The organism is Candidatus Sororendozoicomonas aggregata (assembly GCF_031528575.1).
Taxonomy (GTDB): Bacteria; Pseudomonadota; Gammaproteobacteria; order Pseudomonadales; family Endozoicomonadaceae; genus Endonucleibacter; species Endonucleibacter aggregata.
This window is the reverse complement of the sequence record NZ_JAVLSP010000010.1, coordinates 39933-61009: the sequence shown is the minus strand read 5'-3', so window position 1 is coordinate 61009 and position 21077 is coordinate 39933. Positions and strand designations below refer to the sequence as shown.

The 21077-nt window shown below is 47.6% G+C and carries 19 protein-coding genes; 15 read left to right on the top strand and 4 right to left on the bottom strand.

The genetic code is table 11. The features are described 5' to 3' along the window. The first annotated feature begins 74 nt into the window (after positions 1-74). Both trmA and V4C51_RS03605 read left to right on the top strand, forming a co-directional pair. Positions 75-1178, top strand: a complete 1104-nt coding sequence (gene trmA / locus V4C51_RS03610) for a tRNA (uridine(54)-C5)-methyltransferase TrmA (RefSeq protein WP_330924762.1) — start codon at positions 75-77, stop codon at positions 1176-1178. 171 nt (positions 1179-1349) lie between these two features. Further along, positions 1350-2018 carry a SanA/YdcF family protein gene (locus V4C51_RS03605; protein ID WP_330924761.1) on the top strand — a complete coding sequence of 223 codons (669 nt, stop codon included), beginning with the start codon at positions 1350-1352 and terminating at the stop codon, positions 2016-2018. Between the two features lie 195 nt (positions 2019-2213). Here the strand turns inward: V4C51_RS03605 and V4C51_RS03600 are convergent, their stop codons facing one another. The 3 genes from V4C51_RS03600 to V4C51_RS03590 form a co-directional block, all read right to left on the bottom strand. Continuing rightward, positions 2214-2837, bottom strand: coding sequence for a hypothetical protein (locus V4C51_RS03600; protein ID WP_330924760.1), 624 nt, complete (start codon positions 2835-2837; stop codon positions 2214-2216). Positions 2838-3200: 363 nt separating this feature from the next. Beyond that, the gene (locus V4C51_RS03595; protein ID WP_330924759.1) at positions 3201-3986 is read right to left on the bottom strand and encodes a hypothetical protein; all 786 of its coding nucleotides are present in this window, start codon (positions 3984-3986) and stop codon (positions 3201-3203) included. Between the two features lie 204 nt (positions 3987-4190). Next, the gene (locus tag V4C51_RS03590; RefSeq protein WP_330924758.1) at positions 4191-4808 is read right to left on the bottom strand and encodes a hypothetical protein; all 618 of its coding nucleotides are present in this window, start codon (positions 4806-4808) and stop codon (positions 4191-4193) included. A gap of 138 nt (positions 4809-4946) precedes the next feature. Here V4C51_RS03590 and V4C51_RS03585 point away from each other — a divergent pair, with 138 nt between their 5' ends. The 8 genes from V4C51_RS03585 (at position 4947) to V4C51_RS03550 (ending at position 13958) form a co-directional block, all read left to right on the top strand. Further along, on the top strand, positions 4947-5216 hold the full coding sequence (locus V4C51_RS03585; RefSeq protein WP_330924757.1) for a hypothetical protein: 270 nt from the start codon (positions 4947-4949) through the stop codon (positions 5214-5216). Positions 5217-5602: 386 nt separating this feature from the next. Continuing rightward, entirely contained in the window at positions 5603-6097 is a 495-nt protein-coding gene (locus V4C51_RS03580) for a hypothetical protein (protein WP_330924756.1), read from the top strand. A 412-nt stretch (positions 6098-6509) separates the two neighbouring features. Beyond that, on the top strand, positions 6510-7004 hold the full coding sequence (locus V4C51_RS03575; RefSeq protein ID WP_330924755.1) for a hypothetical protein: 495 nt from the start codon (positions 6510-6512) through the stop codon (positions 7002-7004). A gap of 509 nt (positions 7005-7513) precedes the next feature. Further along, positions 7514-8005 carry a hypothetical protein gene (locus tag V4C51_RS03570; protein WP_330924754.1) on the top strand — a complete coding sequence of 164 codons (492 nt, stop codon included), beginning with the start codon at positions 7514-7516 and terminating at the stop codon, positions 8003-8005. 751 nt (positions 8006-8756) lie between these two features. Beyond that, entirely contained in the window at positions 8757-9680 is a 924-nt protein-coding gene (locus tag V4C51_RS03565) for an ABC transporter ATP-binding protein (RefSeq protein WP_330924753.1), read from the top strand. Further along, entirely contained in the window at positions 9680-10450 is a 771-nt protein-coding gene (locus V4C51_RS03560; RefSeq protein WP_330924752.1) for an ABC transporter permease, read from the top strand. The genes V4C51_RS03565 and V4C51_RS03560 overlap by 1 nt, the downstream gene beginning before the upstream one ends. A 305-nt stretch (positions 10451-10755) precedes the next feature. Then, positions 10756-11580: an NADPH-dependent 7-cyano-7-deazaguanine reductase QueF gene (gene queF, locus V4C51_RS03555; protein ID WP_330924751.1), complete on the top strand. Its 825-nt coding sequence runs from the start codon at positions 10756-10758 to the stop codon at positions 11578-11580. Between the two features lie 347 nt (positions 11581-11927). Beyond that, complete coding sequence (locus V4C51_RS03550; protein ID WP_330924750.1) at positions 11928-13958, top strand: hypothetical protein; 2031 nt, start codon at positions 11928-11930, stop codon at positions 13956-13958. Positions 13959-14196: 238 nt separating this feature from the next. Here the strand turns inward: V4C51_RS03550 and metG are convergent, their stop codons facing one another. Continuing rightward, positions 14197-16305: a methionine--tRNA ligase gene (gene metG / locus V4C51_RS03545; protein WP_330924773.1), complete on the bottom strand. Its 2109-nt coding sequence runs from the start codon at positions 16303-16305 to the stop codon at positions 14197-14199. A gap of 239 nt (positions 16306-16544) precedes the next feature. On the opposite strand from metG, the gene V4C51_RS03540 reads away from it, so the two are divergent. From V4C51_RS03540 to V4C51_RS03520, 5 genes are all read left to right on the top strand, one after another. Beyond that, complete coding sequence (locus tag V4C51_RS03540) at positions 16545-17000, top strand: DnaT-like ssDNA-binding domain-containing protein (RefSeq protein WP_330924749.1); 456 nt, start codon at positions 16545-16547, stop codon at positions 16998-17000. Then, on the top strand, positions 16972-17673 hold the full coding sequence (locus V4C51_RS03535; protein WP_330924748.1) for a replication protein P: 702 nt from the start codon (positions 16972-16974) through the stop codon (positions 17671-17673). Before V4C51_RS03540 ends, V4C51_RS03535 begins: the two co-directional genes overlap by 29 nt. Before the next feature lie 80 nt (positions 17674-17753). Further along, the gene (gene apbC / locus V4C51_RS03530; protein ID WP_330924747.1) at positions 17754-18848 is read left to right on the top strand and encodes an iron-sulfur cluster carrier protein ApbC; all 1095 of its coding nucleotides are present in this window, start codon (positions 17754-17756) and stop codon (positions 18846-18848) included. Between the two features lie 195 nt (positions 18849-19043). After that, positions 19044-20246, top strand: a complete 1203-nt coding sequence (locus V4C51_RS03525) for an FAD-dependent oxidoreductase (protein WP_330924746.1) — start codon at positions 19044-19046, stop codon at positions 20244-20246. After that, positions 20239-21048: an aldo/keto reductase gene (locus V4C51_RS03520; protein ID WP_330924745.1), complete on the top strand. Its 810-nt coding sequence runs from the start codon at positions 20239-20241 to the stop codon at positions 21046-21048. Before V4C51_RS03525 ends, V4C51_RS03520 begins: the two co-directional genes overlap by 8 nt. Positions 21049-21077 lie beyond the last annotated feature (29 nt).

The following is a 21077-nucleotide window of genomic DNA, read 5'->3' as shown; positions in this document are numbered from 1 at the left end:
CATAATACTCGCCCTTTTTGTCTCCCCTATCAACAAGGCTTCCAGTCATTGGGAAGCCAACGGTACTTGTTATTATGTCATTGGCTCAAGTTGATACTGCCCTTTACGATCAGCAGCTCAAAGCGAAAGCTCAGCGGATTACAGAGCAGTTTCAGGTGTTTACACCGCCTGCTCTGAACGTCTTTTCCTCTGCGCCGTCCCACTACCGCATGCGCGCTGAATTTCGTATCTGGCATGATGATAACCGCAGCTACTACCGGATGTTTGACCCTGAGACGAAAGCGCCTTTCAATGTGACCGATTTTATTGCCGGGTCCGCGCGTATTGGCGAGCTGATGCCAGCTCTGATCGACAGCATTAGCGCGTCATCAGTGCTGCGTCATCGGTTATTTCAGGTGGAGTTCCTGACAACGCAAAAGGGAGAGGCACTGGTATCTTTGATTTATCATAAAGCGCTCAATGCCCATTGGGCCGATGAAGCAAAGCGGCTACAACACCTACTGAATATTGCCATCATCGGTCGCTCTCGAAAACAAAAAGTGGTGCTCAAAACCGATACCGTCACAGAAACCCTGCATGTGGCCGGACAGACTTATCATTACCAACAAGTGGAGAATAGCTTTACTCAGCCTAATGCCGGCGTGAACGAAAAAATGCTGGCCTGGGCGAGTGAGTGCGCTCAAAACAGTCCTGGCGATTTGCTGGAACTCTATTGCGGTAATGGCAATTTTACCTGCGTACTGGCACAGCATTTTGGCAAAGTACTGGCCACTGAGATTTCAAAAGTGTCTGTCAATTGTGCCCGCCATAACTTCAGACTTAACGGCATCGGTAATGCTGAGATAGCGCGTCTTTCCAGTGAAGAGTTTACCCAGGCCATGCGGGGCGCGCGTCAGTTTCGCCGACTGCGTGATATTGATCTGAACAGCTACGACTTCTCAACGGTGTTTGTTGACCCCCCCAGGGCAGGGCTTGACAAGGGGACAGAAAAACTGGCGCAAAACTTCAACCGTATTATCTACGTGTCCTGTAACCCTGAAACGTTGAAAAAGAATCTTTTAACCCTTGGGGAAACCCATCGCATTGAGAAAATGGCACTGTTTGATCAGTTTCCTTATACGCACCATGCGGAAATGGGGGTTTATCTGATCAGGACTCGCCATAGCAGGGACGCCTAGGAGCCTGTGGCACAAGTCGCGAGCGACGCTGAACTCAGTGTCAACGCCGCATCAGGGAAGCGCCGCACTTTTGCCACAGCCTCTTTAGTCAGTTCACATAATATGGTTTACTATGAATCTCTGGAGGAAACGTCTCCGGGCATCTAAAACGGAAAAAATACGGAGCTCCTGATGGGACTCAGGCCAACCTGCATAAATGTTGTTACAGGGGTCATAGCCGTTGCTATAGCAGGTACTATAGCGCTTGTTATTGTTGCCAACATATTTGTTACATCTACAACCACTGATTATCTTTATTCAGATATTGATAAAACCCCCCACAGTAAAGTTGGCCTGCTACTAGGTACCAGCAAATTTTCCCGTAACGGGGGCGTCAATGACCATTACCGGCTACGACTGCTGGCCACTGCGGCCCTTTATAAAGCGGGTAAGATTGATTATGTATTGATCAGTGGTGACAATGCCACGCCCTACTATAACGAACCCACAACAATTCGCGGCGATCTTCTGAAAATGGGGGTGTCTGCCGACAGGATCTACCGGGACTACGCGGGTTTTCGGACACTGGATTCTATCGTTCGGGCTAAAAATGTCTTTGGACTGGATGCTTTAACTATTATTTCCCAGGGTTATCTTAATAACCGGGCGCTCTATATTGCCTTTGATCAGGGCATTGATGCCATTGCCTTTAATGCCGGTGATGGGTCGAACAGCGACCTTAATAACCGGGGGCGAGAAATTCTTGCCAGGGTACTGGCGTTTATAGAGGTGCACCTGTTATGCGCTGAACCACGGTTTCTCGGCCCTGCCATTGATATTGGCGAGACGCCACCAACCTAGCCCGGATATTTCATAAACTGCCCTGAGAATTGCGCGGAACCTTGCGGCTCTAAGGGATTTTGCGAAGGAGCGCCGTACCGGGGAGTACGGTCGACTGGGCAAAACTCCCTTAGAGCCGCAAGGAGCAAGCAAGGCCAGGAGCATGTTTATGAAATATCCGGGCCAGGAGCCTGTCGGGCTTAAGCTTTATTGGTATTAGTCGTCGCCACACTTGAAAGTGAACGCGCCCCTCAAAGCGTTAGCCACAAAGCTGTGGCAATAGTAGTGTATACCGTAGCTGTAGGGCATACTGACAAACCTCAGCGCTTCGCGATAAGCAGAGGCAATTAATCGATCCGTGAATTGTTCGTGAATAACATAAAAGAACCCTCTTGTGGCTTTTCCAAATATGTTGCTGCGAAAACGCGTATCACCAAAACTAGCCTTGGTGTTTTTATCAGGCATTATTATACGTGAATAAAACTGTTTACCGCCTCCACCCTCTGGCGAAAATGGATACTGGCCCCTCATATTGGCGAAACGATCCTCAACGGGTGCCTTTGGGCCAAATTTACTGGCAGCGGCATTCATAAACAGCAGGTGCGCTGGCAGCCCCTTAATGTAAAGCATTGAGTGACCATGAAGGGGCTGTCCGATGACCCCGATACTGTAGACAACGACTTTTCCTCCTTCCATGGCTTCTATCACCAAAGAACCATGACGTTCCTGTTCTCCGAGGGCTTCGCAGGCAGCAATAACATAAGCATAATCGTCTTTGCGATAAGCCATAAGTTCTCGCCACTGCTTTTGAATAATGACTGCTGCCTCTTCCTCATTCATTTTACCAACCTCTTGCGCCCAATAAAAAAGTGGGCTAATAAGATTTTGGGGGGGGTGTTATAGAATGTGCTAAAAACACCATTTCAAAACGCTCTGGGTCAGGTCAGCGAGCTTGTACAATGATTATAAGCCGGTTAGTCAGTAGAACAAGCCCGGTTTGAAGGTCTGCCATAAAATTCAGTTAAAAATACCCGCTAAACTGTCAGTCATTGTGTTGAGAAGGTACCCGGTAAAACAGTTTTCTGACGCCACTGAGCTTGATTTACCGACCTCACAAGCAAAAACTGCTTTACTTACCACTGAGATTGGAAATATTTGTCAAAGGCACCTGATTTTGGGGACTTTGATGGTTGTACAACTATTTTATTGTTGTTTTTTATAAAGTAGATTGATGCTATCATTATTCTCCCCCCTTAAGGTTACTATTAAATTTTCTTCATCCCATATAGTTTCATTGATTGGTATCAAAAAATTGATCATAAAAACATTATAGTCCGTACAAGCTGTCCAATTATTTTCTTTGACTTTTCTGGTGATTCTATGATTACCATAAAAATCAATCATTAAACTATAGCCCCTGATACTGCCTGTTTGAAAGTATGGAATCCCCAAATCGTGACATAGGTCAGTTTCATTCTTCTCAGTAAAAGCTGGACAACTTCGAGTTTGATCCTTTAGATGCAGGTGGGCGATGCATAACCACAGATAGCGCACTGCATTCGATGTGGTAATAAGAAACCCCGGCTTTCCTTCACTGAACAGAGGACAGACTTCACTGATAGTGAAGTCTGTTGGAATAGTCGACGTGCCTGCCTCAATAGCATAAATACAATGACCAAGAATGGCTTTTTCCTCCAGATTAAACCGGCTATTGGTAAGGCGAATATAATCATTGGCAATAGCATCTGAGGCACTTCGCAAATCAGACAGGAAATTTTCCGGATTGGTCATTTTAGTAATGTTTATCTCAAGGCAATTGTTTTCATTGTTTTTTTCATTCTCACCATTTTTTTCGTTTTCTTCTTTTTCGGGGCTATAGCTAAAGCTGTTCCTTCCTTTGATATCGATATACCCGCCTACAGCAGGGCGTACACATAAAAAAATCAGCAGAAAAAAAGCCATTAATTGAATGTTTTTATGTCTGAACATAAATAATACCCAGATTAGTTCCAATTATCAGAGAAATAAAAAGTAGTCGCTGACGGGCACTGTGGCAAATTTTATTGATGGGGTCTGATATGTCTATTCATATTCAACGGCCACTGGGTTCATTCAATCAATAGAACCGCTTTCAATAGCGCCACTCCCAATAGCACCGCTTTCAGTAACACCAATTTACTCCCTGAACAAGCATTATTCATCGTCAAACCTGTAAGTAAATGCATCCCTTAAAGCGTTAGCCACAAAGCTGTGGCAACAGTAGTGTATGCCGTAGCTGTAGGGCATACTGACAAACCTCAGGACCTCGCGATAAGTAGAAGCAATTAGCTGTTCCGTGAATTTTTTGTGAACGAGATAAAAATACCCTTTCGTGGCTTTGTGCATGACTGCACTGCAAAAGTCCTTGTCATTATAATCAGCCTCTTCATCCTCGTCGGGTATTTTTATATGTGAGTAGACCCCTTTAGCGTTTCCGCAATCTACCAATGGATATTGGCTTCTCATATTAACCAAACAACCTAATGGATCGTTCGGAGCTAACTCACCAGCACTAACATCTATCTGCATCAGGTGCACTTGCAGCCCATTAATGAAAAGTGCCGAGTGACCCTTAAGGGGTTGTCCGATGATCCCTTTTGTGTAGACAACAACCTGACCTCCTTGCATGGCCTGCATCACCTTGGCGCCATTGGTTTCCTTTTCTCCCAACGCTTGGCAGGCAGCGAGAATATAAGCGTAATCATCTTTTCGATAAGCAATAAATTGTCGCCATTGCTTTTGAAGGATGAGTGCTGCTGATTCCTCATTCATTTCACCAACCTCTCGCACCCAACAAAAAAGTGGACTGATCACATTTTGGGGGCGTTATAGAATGGGGTAAAAACAGGGTTCCAAAACACTATAGTTCAAGTCAGTTGGCTTGCACAAAGATTATAAGCCTGCTCGTCAGTGGAACAAACCCTGCTTGAACTCTGGTTGCTATTAATGGTTAACGTGCTTCTTGAAAAACTGAACACACTCAGCTTTTCCCACGGGTTTCGCTTTTCACAAAACAATGAGCAGCCCCTTGAACAGTACGATGGGTATCAGTCCGACAGGCTCCAAGGTCACTGGGAAGCTGTTGTGACGTTTGTTTTTCGAATTATTTACGCAGGCTTTAAACAGTTTTACAAGACTGAGGCTAGTCTGGATGAAATACTTTCTTTTGGTACGAAATGATCATCTGCATCGGGGTTTGTCAGGTGGGTTTATACAAATACTACGGCAGTTAAATCGGTGTCAATACATTGAGATCGTTCATTGAGATCGTCTATCAATAGTGTTGAGCGGTATAAAAGTGGGTCTGTATCAAGATAACCTTGGGATCACTTTATGAAATAGTAGTTACTGTGTCGTCGGTGTAACTGCTTTTTTATTGGTTTGTCGTGGGCTTTTTATAGTCAGATTTTCCACGACTGTAACGACGGCATTAGAAGGGTTTATGGGTATTAAATTAAGCTTTAAGAAGGGTATAAAACATGTCAATTGAGTCAAATTTTTTTGTGTTTATGCCCTGAGATAAGCCACTGGCAATAAATCCAGTGTATCTGATTGAGGTTGATTAAATGAACACCTTGACTAAAGCCGTTGTGGGCGTCTCCATTGCGTTGTTGACTACCATGAGTTTCGCGGCAGATACAGGTAAAGAAACTTCGACTTATAAGGTTGATGCTGGTAAGAAGGGCAGTGGCGAAGGAAGTGGTGAAGGTCGCTGGGGGATCATTATACTCGGTGGCGTAGGTAAAACCGATCTTGAAATCTATGATACAAACACCCAGAAAACAAACCTTACCCATACCAAGTCATCAGTGGTAACGCATTTACATCATGATATGACCACAAAACTATGGAGTGGCACGACTTCTGTCGCTCATTGTAAAGACCTTCCCGGCGCTCCAATGAAAGGCTGTCAATTTGTTAAGTATGCCAAACCCATCCCATTATACGACATCAAAGTCAATCTGGATTCAGAAAACCTTGGCACTGTTTCATTCAAAGACAGGTACAATGTGCAAGGCACAGAGGTGATTACCACAGTGTCTTATACGTTGACTCAATAACTAACGCTACCGTCGATCATAACAGATAGTAACTGGTTCAATGGGACAGATGCTCAGTGGTAGTACTGCGAAACTTGAGTAAATAAAGTTTAATCAGGGTAAACATTTTACTGGTTGGTTTTTCCCTGTATCAAATACATAACGATCATTGAGTCGATGATGTTAAGCGGTATCACAGTAAATCGGGATCAAAATAGCCTTGGTACCCGTTTACACGGCAGACAGTTATCCTGTGGAAGTGTAACTGCTTTTCTGATGGTTTTTTACAAGCATTTTAAACGTAGGGTTTTTAATGCTTTGAGTAGGGTATAAAACACGGCAATTTAGTCAAAATCAGTAAAAATTGTTCGTGTTTATGCCCTGAGGCAAGCCGCTGGCAATAAATCCAGCGTATCTGATTGAGGTTAGTTAAATGAATACCTTCACTAAAGTTTTCGTGGGTGTGTCTGTTTCATTGTTGACTACCATGAGTTTCGCGGCAAATAAAGGTAATGAAACGTCCACCTATAAAATTCAAGCCGGTCAGAAGTGCAGTGGTGATGGGAGTGGTAAAGGTCATTGGACTTTCATGGCAAAAAGTGATGGAACCGGTAATAAAATCATGATCCATGATCAAAGCACCATGAAAACAACGGACTCCCATTTCAATTTAACAACCAAAACGAAATTATCCTATAACGCGTCAACAAAGGCATGGACTGGAACCACCACTGTATTGAAATGTAAAGATCTTGATGACGCTAAAACGAAGGCTTGTCAATATCTTAAACTAAAGCAACCCATGAAACTATCTAAAATCAACTCCACTCTGAACGCAGAACACCTTGGTAACGTTTCATACGAGGAAAAACTCACCGTCCAGGGTGTACAGGTTACTTCAGACGCGACTTTTACGTTTACTAAATAACTGAAACTAACGTTACGCACCTCGCTACCATCGACAACAACAGGCAGTAACATTCCCAATGGGACAGACACTGCGTGGTGGTAGTAGTGCGTAATTCGAGTCAATAAAGCGTTAAGAACAGGATTCAGGCACTTAGGGTACAACGCTTGTGAGTACCCAATCAGAAACCACAGCGTATATTCTCCAACATACCTGGAGTGACAGGCTTTCTGTGCTCAATGGTAAAAGTTTTTCTGGTTGTTTTTTTACTCCGCATCAAACGTAAAGACCACCCAACCTATCGCGTTAAGCGGTATCAAAGCACACGTGGGGCAAGACAAAGTTGTGACCTTTTTATCGGTAAACAATCACCCTGTCGTAGGGCAACACCTTTTCTAACAGCTTTTGGTAAGCTTTTAAACGCTAACGCTTTAAGAAGGGCATAAAACGTACCGGTTTGATCAAAATTATTTATGCTCTGAGACAAACCGCTGGCAATAAATCCAGTGTATCTGATTGAGGCTGATTCAATGAATACCTTAACTAAAGTTCTCGTGGGCGCGTCTGTTTCTTTGTTGACTTCCATGGGTTTCGCGGCCGATACAGGTAAAGAAACGTCCACCTTTGCGTTTAAGGCTGGCCAGACCAGTGGAGAAGGTTCTGGCGCGGGTCATTGGGGTATGACTTCACACAAAGATGGATCAGGCAAACATATCGTGATCTTTGACAGACACACTGAAAAAACAGAGAGTACCCAAGCCAAGTTATCAACCTCAACACATTTGAATTATGATGCGACAAAAAATCAATGGACGGGTACGACCGCTATATTGTGTTGTAAAGATCTTACTGGCGCTAAAACGAAAGTTTGCTCTCATCTTAAGTATCCCAGGCCCATCGAATTATCCGACATTCAGGTCAATCTGGATTCAGAAAATCAAGGCACCGTCTCATACATGGACGAATTCACCGTTGAAGGTATGAAGGTGACTACAGCGGCTTTCTATAAGTTTTCTAAGTAAAGCGTTAAGAAGCTGTTCATGATCTTTTGTGAAAAGTAAAACCGATGATAAAGACTGCCTGTTTTGAATTTTCTCAAACGCCTAGTGATGCTACGTAACGGAGAAAATGTAACGAAAAAACGACAACAGTCGGGTTTTATTGGTGTGCAACCCACAAAAGATGGTGAACAGCCGCTAAAGTTTGACAAATAGGTATGAGCTTTGATTAAAGCCAGCCTGTTCGGTTAATGGATCACAGGCGTTGTGCCCATAGCTTGACGGATTTCGTGTACCTGAGGCAAATTTTGCCCAGGAGCACGGCCTGTAAAGACTAATAGCAATGGCGAGACAATTAGCCGGACAGCCGTGATATTGACAGGCGAACACCGCGCTAGTTAATACCAATAAAGCCACTCTTTAGAAGCTTTTATTGCACACTGCGGTAAACAGCACGACGGTTAAGACAACTTCTCATTATTTTGCCCCTCTTGATAAACCAGCTTGAAGCTTTATCACCAAGACAACGCCAGACTCTGCTCAGAAGTACGACCAGCTTGTAGTAACAAGGTGTCGTTTAATGTGAACTCAAGACAATTACAGATATGGCTGACACTTATAGCTCAATAAAAATAATTATCTGGAAACAGCCACTGTTTGTTGGCAAGATGAGTAAAATTTCTGTGCGGACAGTAAACCCTCAGGGAAGGTTTCTGAGATAATCTTACCAGTAAAATACCACCAATCAGCTATGTGATACAGGGAGGGTGCAACAATGACAACCCAGGCATTAACAATTAACAATCTGCGAAAAACTTATGGGGATGGTATGGAAGCCCTGAAAGGGGTCAACTTGTCAGTGACTGAAGGTGACTTTTTTGCACTGCTTGGCCCAAATGGAGCAGGTAAGTCAACGACAATAGGTGTTATTTCATCATTGGTGACAAAAACATCCGGCGACGTTTGTATCTTCGGACACAACATTGATAAAGACCTGGTCAGTGCTAAGCGGGAACTCGGTGTAGTACCCCAGGAGTTTAACTTTAATCAGTTTGAAAAAGTAGAAGATATTCTCGTCACCCAGGCGGGTTATTACGGTATCACCGCAGCACGAGCCCGCCCTCAAGTTCATCATTATCTGAAAAAACTGGGCTTATGGGATAAGCGTGACGTCATTGCGCGGATGCTATCAGGCGGAATGAAACGCCGTTTGATGATTGCCCGGGCACTCATTCATGAACCGCGCCTGCTGATTCTGGATGAACCAACAGCCGGTGTTGATATCGAGCTTAGACGGAGTTTGTGGGAGTTTCTTGAAGAAATTAACGCTAAGGGCACCAGCATTATTCTGACGACGCATTACCTGGAAGAAGCCGAGCAACTGTGCCGTAATATCGCCATTATTGATAAGGGAAATATTGTGCAAAACTGCTCCATGAAGGAGCTGATCAGCAGCTTGAAAAAAGAAAGCTTTATTCTGGACTTAAAGCGACCCATGGAGACAACGCCGACATTTTCCGGGTACCGGGTTAAAAAAGTGGATACCCGCAGCCTGGAAGTGGAGGTGGATAAATCCGCTGGCGTCAATAATCTGTTCAGGCAGCTAAACGACTATGATATCGAAGTAGCCAGTATGCGAAATAAGGCTAATCGTCTGGAAGAATTGTTTGTCAAACTAACTCGGGGAGAGCAAAACTGATGGCATCGCAATGGGTGGCATTCCAGACGATTTTATTTCGTGAAATCCGGCGCTTTATGCGTATCTGGCCTCAGACACTGTTGCCACCGGTTATAACCATATCACTGTACTTTCTGATATTTGGCAGCGTCATTGGTTCGCGTATTGGCACTATGGGCGGCTTTGATTATATGACCTTTGTCGTGCCAGGGCTGGTGATGATGGCGGTCATTAACAGCAGCTTTACCAATGTCGCCTTTAGTTTTTTCAGCACAAAGTTTCAAAAAAGCATTGAAGAGCTGCTGGTTTCTCCGGTGGCGAGCTGGGTGATCCTGGCAGGTTATGTCATGGGCGGGACTGTCCGCGGCCTGATTACAGGGGCCATTGTGATGGCATTGAGCCTGTTTTTTGTCGAGTTCAAGATTCACAATGTCCTGATCATGATGATGGCCGTGTTCATGACAGCCCTCTTGTTTGCTCTGGCTGGCTTTATCAATGGCGTGTTTGCGAAAAAGTTTGATGATGTGTCGATTATCCCCACGTTTGTTTTGACGCCATTAACCTATTTAGGCGGTGTATTTTATTCAGTGGATATACTGCCAACACTGTGGCGGGAACTGTCGTTTTTAAACCCGATATTGTATCAGGTCAATGCGTTTCGCTACGGCATTATTGGCGAAGCCAGTGGCATTAACGTGACCATGGCCTTTTTGGTGATGGCATTCGCTATCGTGGCATTAGCGGCCTATAGTATACACCTTTTGAAAACGGGCAAAGGGCTGAGAACGTAACCTGGCTATTTCATAAGCGTGGGCCTGGTCTCCTTGATCTTTATACCCCTTGTGATCCTTGTGGTTCTGGGAAAGTTCTGCTCAGTCCACCTTCACACTGGCAATATGGCTATCTAGGAGCCTGACCGAGAATAGCGCCCGTAGCGAGGATTACGAGAAATTGAGGATAAAAATTTCTACTTCTGAGGATAATAGTGGGGCTATTTGATGAAGAAGCAGGAATTTTTAGACCCATTTATCGCAACCGCAGTAGGGCAGTCTATTCTCGGACGGGCTCTTGCCCTTAGTCTGAAAGGAGTGTTTGAATGACTGAACCCCTCGATCAATCCCCCCTGGGTAAAAAAAGCGCCTACGAAAGCCAGTATAACCCAAACCTTCTGTTTCCTGTGGCGCGTGCCGACAAGCGGGATGAGCTGGGAGTTGATGAAAATAATCTCCCCTTTTACGGGCGCGACCTGTGGTATGGCTATGAAGTGTCCTGGCTTAATCTCCAGGGTAGGCCGGTGGTGCGGGTTGCGGCGTTTACCCTGCCTTGTGAATCCCCCAACCTGATTGAGTCCAAATCTTTCAAGCTGTACCTGAACTCACTGAATCAGTCCCGTTTTGAGCACGATGATGCCGTTCATACCCTATTAACGCGAGATCTCAGCGAGCGCGCGGGCGCGCGGGTCATCGTTCACCTGATGACCATTGCTGATTTTGAGGCACAGGGTATCCAGCCTGCTCCGGGACTGTGCCTGGACGCGTTGCCTATTACCATTGACCAGTACCACTACAACCCGGCACTGCTTCAGTCAGATCATGACTACCGCCGTGAATTGCTATGCACACACTTGCTAAAGTCTAACTGCCTGGTGACCGGCCAACCTGATTGGGGAACGTTGGTGGTTGATTATGCTGGTGAGGGCATCAACCATGCTTCCTTACTGCGTTACGTCTGCTCGTTTCGTGAACACCATGAGTTTCATGAGCAGTGTGTCGAGCGAGTTTTTATGGATCTCAGTCGTTGTTTTGATCTTGAGCGTCTGACCGTGTACGCCCAGTACCTGCGCCGTGGCGGGCTGGATATTAATCCCTGGCGCAGCACGGAAGATCACCTGCCTGCTCCCCTGCGCTTTATCAGACAATAACAAGCATAAAGGGATTTGCCAGGAGCCTGTCGGACTTAAGACCATTTCGGCCTAAAATTCTGACTCGCCCTACTGAATTTTATGCTCGAAAGCATAAGTCCGACAGGCTCCTGGGTCTGACAAGCCGGTTAGCCCTTCTGACCAGGGAGGAACCATCATCAATACCAGGGACTCTTATAGGGTATATATGAACATACGATTCGACCCATAAATTCATCAGGGCGAGCTCATTTAGTGCCTGCGAATGCTTATGAGAAGCCTTCCTGAGGGTAATGACAGGGCAACAGAACACCCCCTGAAGCTCACTACCCAACGGGGTTCCCCTGATAACTAACCAAGAGGAATGAATGATGGAACCAGTAAGAGGCAGCAATGGAGCCCCCGTTAGCAAAACCCCGGAAAACAGCCCCCCTGCAGAAGGGAAAAAAAACGCGTTTTCTCACTCTGTAAAGTCTGCGCCTCCCGCTGCGCCAATGCTTTATCAAATCCCTCCTGCAGGGGCATCATGGCGCAAATTGGATACGATGACTGTTCACCAAATGCCAACGCTGCCAGAAGAAGGGCAACCAACCTCTTTGTCTGATGTGCCGTCACGGCCAAAGCCTTCCCAAATTGCCGGGCGCTTACCTGAGCGTGCCAGTACTGAGCAAATCATGGAGTATATAGCTAATCTGTCAAATAAGCTAAGAGATCCCAAGTGGCAAGACTTTTTCGTTAATAATGCAGTGAGAGCGGTAGCCTCTTATATTGGCTCCCATCAACAAGATCATTCAAAGATGGCAGAGGTATGCCGTGAGGCCAAACAAGCGGCAACCGTTTTTTTTAATGAACTGATTAAGAGAGGGTTAGAAAACCTTCCATTAATCTCTTTTCCAGAGTCATTTATGGAATCATTGGCCTGGACAAGCCAGGAAGATGCCGATGGTTTGGGCCCTTACGCGCTTGAGGAACTTGCGTCTAAGCTGGCGTCATCGGGTGAAGATAAGCAAAGCCTTGAACAGGTGAAAACGTTTATTTTTGAAGAAATAGAGGCAAATGCAAAGGAATATGCAGAGCAGGAGGCAAAATACAACGAAGAAGTTAGGCAACATCAAGAAAAATTAAAAAAGATGAGCGACCAGTTAAAAACGCTTCTGGATGAGAATCACGCTGTGTCTCAGGAGCTTTCATCGATGCGGGTGAAAACTGAACAATCCGAGGAAAAACTTAAATTCATGGACACAGCGATGGCATACCGTTCAGCAATGGGAGACGCTCACTCAACCGCTGGCTATGCAGCGCCAGTGTCTGGGAAAACGTCTGTCAGTGGATACGCTCCAGCATCATCAGCTACTCCCCGTGAGACTGCGAAACCGTTAACGCTCGATGTAAGATCGGTTCAAAGGCCGTCAAAGGCTGAAGTAAAAAAGGTTGAAGTGAAAAAGGCCGAAGTGAAAAAAGTCGATGACTATGGCACAGCAAGGCTAAATGCTTCAACCAAAGTGTTGGATGGGTTTTTGGCAGAAATAAAGACTAAAGATGACCTCTCAGCCTCTTTCCGTGCAGCAGAGTCATCAAAGAAGAAAAAGGACACCATCCTTTACCCCCCAACATTTGGGGAAGTGAAGTCGTTCTTTCAATTTGAAAGTAAGACCCCAACAGCTGACGTTAAAAAGCCAGAGTCTGTGACAACTGCGGGATACGGCGGCCCAGTACCCGCGCCCTTGCCATATCCAATGGCTTCCAGCAGCGCTGATCAAAGGCGATTGGGCGCCAGTGCTATTGATGGTTTGCCTGATCAAGCTACGGGCCGTCAAATCACCCTCTATCTGGAGCGACTATTGCGGAAACTGAAAGATAATCCAACGTGGCAAGGCGATGTTGTGGACCATCTCTCACACGAGCTAGCTTGGGGTAAAGCTATCTCAGGAGAGTTCGATGAACAACCACAGACCGTCTATTATCGATTATTAGGGCCTGCGAAGGAGGATTGCAGGGATGTACTTGTGACTCTGTTTCAGGCCAATAGCCTCGATGAAATCATCAACGACACAGGGGTCTCGATGATGGATATACAGTTGATAGAAAAGACAATGTCCCAGTTTGGCGCAAATCCATCAAGCATTGACCAGGTCAAAGCTTTTCTCGCTCAAAAGGTAGACCCTAACCCTGTCATAAACCCCCATGTTTCTCCAGCGGTGTTGGCAAATGGGTTTGTTCCAATACCTCCGGCACCTGTGCCACAGGCTCGTCCTGTTGCCGCACCGGCGGCTACGGCTGCACCGGTTGCGCCCAAGGCTGCTGCACCTGCTGCGGCTGCCGCGCCAAAGAAAGCGCCCACCAATCCAAATGGTGCTGCGAAAGGTAGAGCTCACAGAAGACCAGGACCAAAACGCTAATAGTGGAGAAAGTCGAGAAAGTGGAGAAAAGGCCATGGGTATAAACACCCTGTCGCCTGGTTGGCGGGCTTTTGCATACCGGTTATCCTGAATTCAGGATCGGGAGCAAAAGCCCTGATCGGGTTGGCCGAGCATGATCACGTTATTGGCCAGGAGACAGCACCCTTAAGACAGTGTTTGAACGCCGTCTTTCTTAAGGGTGCTTTTTTATGGGTGTACGGTTTTGGCCAACCGTTATTTACAAGACACGCATTCCCGGTTCAGCGCCATCATGGGGTTCCAGAATCCAGAGGTTATTATCACCCGGTCCTGCGGCCAATACCATGCCTTCACTGATGCCGAATGGCATTTTTCGGGGCTGGAGATTGGCCACCACAACCGTTAATTTGCCCATTAATGCTTCCGGGCTATAAGCGGCTTTAATCCCTGAGAAGACCTGACGGGTTTCTCCGCCAATGTCCAGTGTCAGTTTCAGCAGTTTTTTAGCGCCTTCTACGTGCTGGGCCTTCACTATTTTGGCAATGCGCAGATCCACTTTGGCAAAATCCTCAAAGGTAATGTCGTCGGCGATGGGGTCTTTCGTCAACCAGTTGTCCGCAGCAGGTGCTTTGGCCGGAGTCGCGGTCACTTGTTTTTCTTTACTGGCTTCTCCTTCTTTACTGGCTTCGATCATGGCGGTGACTTTATCGGCATCCACACGGGTCATTAGTGGCTTGAACGGGTTAACCTTGTGACTTAACAGCAGGGTGTGATTGTCTTGCCAGGTCAGTGGCGGCACATTGAGAAATGCCTCAGCACGTCCGGCCATCTCGGGAAGCACTGGCTTGAGGTAAATCATCAGCAAGCGGAACAGGTTAATGCCAGCAGTACAAATGGCGTGCAGTTGTTCATCCTTACCGGCTTCTTTGGCAATCACCCACGGCTTGCTTTCATCAATCCAGGCATTGGCCTGATCAGCCAATGCCATCACCTCACGCATGGCCTTGCTGAACTCACGGTTTTCATACAACCCGGCAATGGTATGGCTGGCTTGTTGGAACCTTGTCGTCAGCTCAGGCGCGCCATCAGAAGCGGACAGTTGCCCGTTAAAACGCTTTTTAATAAAGCCAGCACAGCGACTGGCAATATTGACCAGTTTACCCACCAGATCGGAATTAACGCGCTGGGTAAAATCGTCAGTATTAAAGTCTATATCATCAACCCGGTTAGACAGCTTGGCGGCGTAGTAATAACGCAGATACTCCGGGTCGAGGTGGTCAAGATACGTTCGGGCCTTGATAAACGTGCCGCGGGACTTGGACATTTTTTCGCCGTTTACGCCCACGTAACCGTGTACATTAACCCGGGTGGGGGCGCGGTAGTTTGAACCACGGAGCATCGCCGGCCAGAACAGGCAGTGGAAGTTAATAATGTCTTTGCCGATAAAATGGTGGACTTCACAGTGACTGTCTTTTTTCCAGTACTCGTCAAAGTCCAGATCATCCCGACGCTCACACAGGTGCTTGAAGCTGGCCATGTAGCCAATAGGCGCGTCGAGCCAGACATAAAAATATTTGTCAGACTCTCCGGGAATTTCAAAACCAAAGTAAGGGGCGTCGCGGGAAATATCCCAGTCCCGCAAACCGGCGTCGAGCCACTCGGCCAGTTTGTTGGCAATTTCATCCTCAATGGTGCCCGAGCGGGTCCACTGTTTGAGAAACGCGTCAAAATCAGACAACTTGAAAAAGAGGTGTTCACTGTCTTTTTCAACAGGTGTCGCTCCTGAGAGGGTTGAGCGGGCATTTTTCAACTCAGCCGGAGAGTAGGTGGCGCCGCACTGTTCACAGTTGTCACCGTATTGGTCGTCAGCGCCACACTTTGGGCAGGTGCCTTTTATATAGCGGTCTGCCAGAAATATCTGCCTTACAGGGTCAAAGGCCTGAGCGATAGAACGACTGGCGATATGTTCTTTTTCTTTTAATAACAGATAAATACTTTCAGAAAGTGTCCGATTTTCTTCAGAATGAGTAGAATGGTAGTTATCGAAGTCAATGTGAAAGTCACCAAAATCCCTCAGGCGCTCCTGATGGATCTTTGCCACATAAGCCTCCGGGGTCATGCCCTCTTTTTCGGCGTACAGGCTGATGGCCGTGCCATGGGCATCGTCAGCGCAGATATAAGTACAGGTGTGACCGGACAGCTTCTGGAAGCGTGACCAGATATCGGTTTGTATGGATTCCAGCAGGTGGCCCAGATGCAGTGGCCCGTTGGCGTAGGGCAGGGCGCTGGTCACCAGTATCTTGCGTTGGCTCATGGGCTGTGTTTCGACTCCAGTGAAAAGTCCGTCATTATACTGAAAATAGTGGATTTACACAGGGGGGCTTTACCGTCGCCGATACCCTTTGCGGGCCTGTTCGCAAAAAGCGTGAGCGATTAGCGCTGGTATGTTGTAGTGATCAGTGCGTACAATGGTAGGTTCACAAGCGTGTCCTGTACGCATTGTATCGCGCGCGGCTGAGCCGCACACTTTCTTGCCCATTTTGACGCGCTTCGTCGGCGCGTCACAGTATATAGACCAGAACCGGGAAGGCAGGTATTGTTGACTCTATGACAGACAATGATCACAAAAGACACAAGTTTATCCGCCAGTTAAATGCAGGGATTCCTACCTGGCAGGCCGATCGCATGGACGACTTGCCTGAAGAGTCCCCTCTGTTTATCCAAGGCAAACCGGTTGATAAATTCGTTCAAAAAAATGATGGGGCGCGTGTACAGCCTCTACCAAAAGATTTTGCGCCAAAGCCTGAGTTTTTAGAGTACCTTCAAGAATATGAGGGCATTCCACCTGAGTTTACCCTGAGTCAAGTGCCAGAGTTCAAGCTGTACTGGATGGAAAGAGGGGAGGCCAGACCTGTGTGGCAAAATGTCTTTAAAAACCATGTGATCTATCGCTGGAAGCAGAAACAAAGTGAAAAAAGCCAACGATCTGAACGCTCAACTGTTGAACAACTTACAGACACCAGCTGGCAGAACGATGACTGGTTCGAGCAGTTTGAAGACTAATGCTGAAGAAAAGTCAACAGGTAGCCCGTTATCTGATCAGCAAAGGGAAGCCTTAGGGCATGCGATCAACGCGCTTTTCAGGATGCTGGAGGACGCTTATCCCCATAGATTTCGTAGTGCTTTTCCTAAAGATGAAGACTACGTCAGAGCGAAACGCGTTTGGGAAAATGTCCTGAAGGAATTTAGCCCTCGTCGTATAATGCTGGCGGGTAAAAAAGCCATTTCATCTTCGTCAAAGTACATGCCTGACCTGGCGGGAATCAGAGCTTTATGTCAGCCCAGCTTCGATGAAATGGGGCTGAAGGAGCCTTTACAGGCATACTATGAAGCCTGCCGGGCACCGGTGCGCACGCGGGAATATTCCTGGTCACATCTGGCGGTGTATCTGGCCGCCCGGGAAACGGGCTGGCTGACACTGTCCGCTCAGGAGCAGCGTATTGCTTATCCGGTCTTTGAGCGCAATTACAGCATTATCTGCAATCGCGTGCTTGATGGTGAAGACCTGGAAGCCACCATTGCCCTGGGGATTGAAGACAGCAGAACCAAAGCCCTGTTTCGTCAGGCTGATGAAGCAGCCGATCAGTCACAACGGCAGCTCATGGCCGAGCAGGGTATTGACCCTGATAATGGCAAGGCCGCGCGTGAGAAACTCAAACTCGCCTTGAAAACCTGATAGCCACCCGTACAATGCCCTCCCTGACACGTTGAATTGATGCGCCCCTCACCGGGCGCTGCTGCGCAGGAGTTCCATAAATGAATCAGCCTAACCGTCCGGCCATTGAAGCAGCTATTCGATCGTACCAGGACCCTTATCTGCGACAGGACTTACTGGCGGCTGAGTGTGTTCAGCGGCTCCGGGTAGAGGGCAGCAAGGTCAATTTGTCTGTCAGGTTGGGCTATCCGGCAGACGGACTCTGTTCAGGGATTGCTGAGCTACTGCGTTATAAGCTGGAAGCGGTAGAAGGCGTAGAGCACGCTAGCGTAGCGGTTGACTGGCAGGTGGCTTCAGGCCCCGTTCAGGGTAACCTCGAAGCCATGGCATCGGTGAAAAACGTGATTGCCGTGGCCTCTGGCAAAGGGGGCGTGGGTAAGTCCACCACAGCAGCAAACCTGGCACTGGCCCTGGCAGCAGAAGGGGCTAGAGTGGGTGTATTGGATGCGGATATTTATGGCCCGAGCATGGGACAAATGTTTGGCATTGCTGAAGGTAAACGACCAGCGGTCAACAATGAGACGTTTTTTGTCCCTCTGGCAGCCCATGGTATCGAGCTGATGTCCATGGCATTTCTTTTAACAAAAGACACGCCCGCTGTCTGGCGAGGCCCTATGGTCAGTGGTGCCTTATTGCAGCTACTGACGCGGACCCTTTGGGATGAGCTTGACTATCTGGTGATTGACTTACCACCGGGTACAGGGGATATCCAGTTAACATTGGCGCAAAAAGTACCGGTGACCGGCAGCGTCGTTGTCACCACACCACAGGACCTGGCGTTGATTGACGCGAAAAAAGGCATCGAGATGTTTCACAAGGTGGGCATTCCCGTTTTGGGAATCATTGAAAATATGGCTATGCATGTGTGTTCACAGTGCGGTCACAGGGAACCTGTTTTCGGTGAAGGCGGTGGCACAACGATGGCGCGGGAATATGGTGTTGAGCTGCTGGGGTCACTGCCGCTTTCGTTGATGATTCGTGAGCAGGCTGATGGGGGAAAACCGACGGTTGTCGCCGAGCCTGAATCACAAATCACCCTGATCTATCGTGATATGGCCCGTCACCTGTCGGCGGCTTTGTCCCTGCGCAATCAGCGCGCTCAGGCTGCACCGACCATTTCTGTCAGTGACGATTAACAATCGTCGCACCGCCATTTCATGGTCTTCAGGAGACGTTTGAAAGTTGTCCGGCAATAACGGTTTGGTCACGTAACTGATAACTGCCCTGTGTATTGTTCAAGCAGCAAAACGTGGGATAAGTCAGGACTACGGATTGTAGCCGCGAACCTTTCAATACTATAATGACGCGACTTTTCTCACTGGTGTTATACCATGACGCGACAGATTGATACGGATGTAATCATCATTGGTGGCGGTATTGCCGGCCTGTGGTTGCTTCGTACGTTAAGCCTGAAAGGCTATAAGGCTGTTCTGTTGGAAAATAATGTTCTCGGTGGCGAGCAAACCAGCAAGTCTCAGGGGATTATCCATGGCGGCACCAAATATACGCTATCAGGCACGTTGACCGGGGCGGCACAGTGCATAGCGGGTATGCCCGATCGCTGGCGTAAAGCCCTGGCCGGTGAAGGCGAGATTGACCTCACTCAAGCCACTGTATTATCTCCATACCATTATCTTTGGTCGCCCGGTGGACTGGGGTCAAGACTGACGTCTTTTTTTGCCAGCAAGGCACTGCGGGGTCGTGTTGTTCCTTTAAAGCCTGAGCAATTTCCAGCCATTTTCCGGCAGAAGGACTTCAACGGTAAAGTCTATCAACTGAATGAATTGGTTCTGAATATTCCATCCGTAGTAAAAACCCTGGTCAGCTCTCTGGAAAACCGGTGCATCAAGGTTGACTGGCAGAAAGACACCCGGCTGCTGGCAGAAAACGGGCAAATCCAGCATATTGCTGTTGAGCAGGGGGGATCGACCTTGCGACTGACAGCAAAACGCTTTGTTACCACTGCCGGTGAAGGAACAGCGGCACTGATGAAACTCTGGGGGATCAGCCACCCTGAAATGCAACTAAGGCCCCTGCATATGCCCATGGTGAAGCACCGTCATCCTGATCCGGTATTTGCCCACTGCATTGGCACAAAGCCTGAACCCCGGCTGACCATTACCAGTCATCCGGCAAATAACGGCGAAACGGTGTGGTACCTCGGTGGTAAAATAGCAGAAGAAGGCGTTAATCAGTCAGAAGCGGATTTAATTGCCAGCGCAAAAAAAGAACTCTCCGCGTTATTTCCCTGGGTGAGTTTTGAGCAGGCACAGTGGGGTACCCTCAAGGTTAACCGGGCTGAGCCAAAACAAGGTGGGCTGTCACGTCCTGATTCTGCCTTTTGTCAAGGGGTCGGTAATGGCATCGTCACCTGGCCCACCAAGCTGGCACTGGCACCAGATCTGTCTGATGAGGTGGTCAAGCTGTTGAACGACGGTGGTATTTCACCCTCCGGCAACGATGATTTTACCCTGCCTGCCACCGTGTCGCGGCCCTCCTTTGCCCCCCCTTTCTGGAGTGAGTGTTTTGACTGAATCTCTGGTACTTGAACAACGGGTTATTCCTGGCACGACTATCAGCGTGTCCCCTTTAGGTCTCGGTACGGTAAAGATAGGCCGGGATCAGCAGGTGAAATACCCCGAAGGCTTTACCATTCCTGATGACAATACTGTGCTCAGGCTACTGGATTTGTGCCAGTCACGGGGTATCAATCTACTCGATACCGCACCGGCCTACGGCAGCAGTGAGCAGCGGTTAGGCAAACTATTGGGGCATCGTCGAAAAGACTGGGTTATTTGCGCGAAGGTGGGTGAAGAATTTGAACGAGGACAATCCCGGTTTGATTTTTCTCCTAAGCATATCCGCCTCAGTGTTGAGCGAAGTCTGAAACGCTTGAAGACAGATTACCTCGATATAATGCTGGTACACTCATCCGGTGATGATGTGGCGATCATTCATCACTCCGGCTGCCTTGAGACACTGGCAGCATTAAAAAAAGAAGGGCTGGTTCGTGCCACTGGCATGTCCACTAAAACCGTTGAGGGAGGTATCCTGGCACTGCAATCATCAGACATTGGGATGGTCACTTATAACCTCAATGATCAAGGCGAAAAACCAGTGCTTGACTATGCCAGGCAACATCAAAAAGGGATACTGGTGAAAAAAGCCCTGGCCAGCGGCCATGTGTGTTTGACAGGACAAGATCCGGTGTTTGAAAGTATGAGGCTGGTTTTTTCGCACCCGGCGGTATCATCTGCTGTGATTGGGACAATTAACCCAATGCATCTTGAAAGTAACATTAATGCTTATTTGACGGCTTGTGCCTCGAACCCGTAGCGTTGTTTGCCCAGTCACTTCAGAGCTGT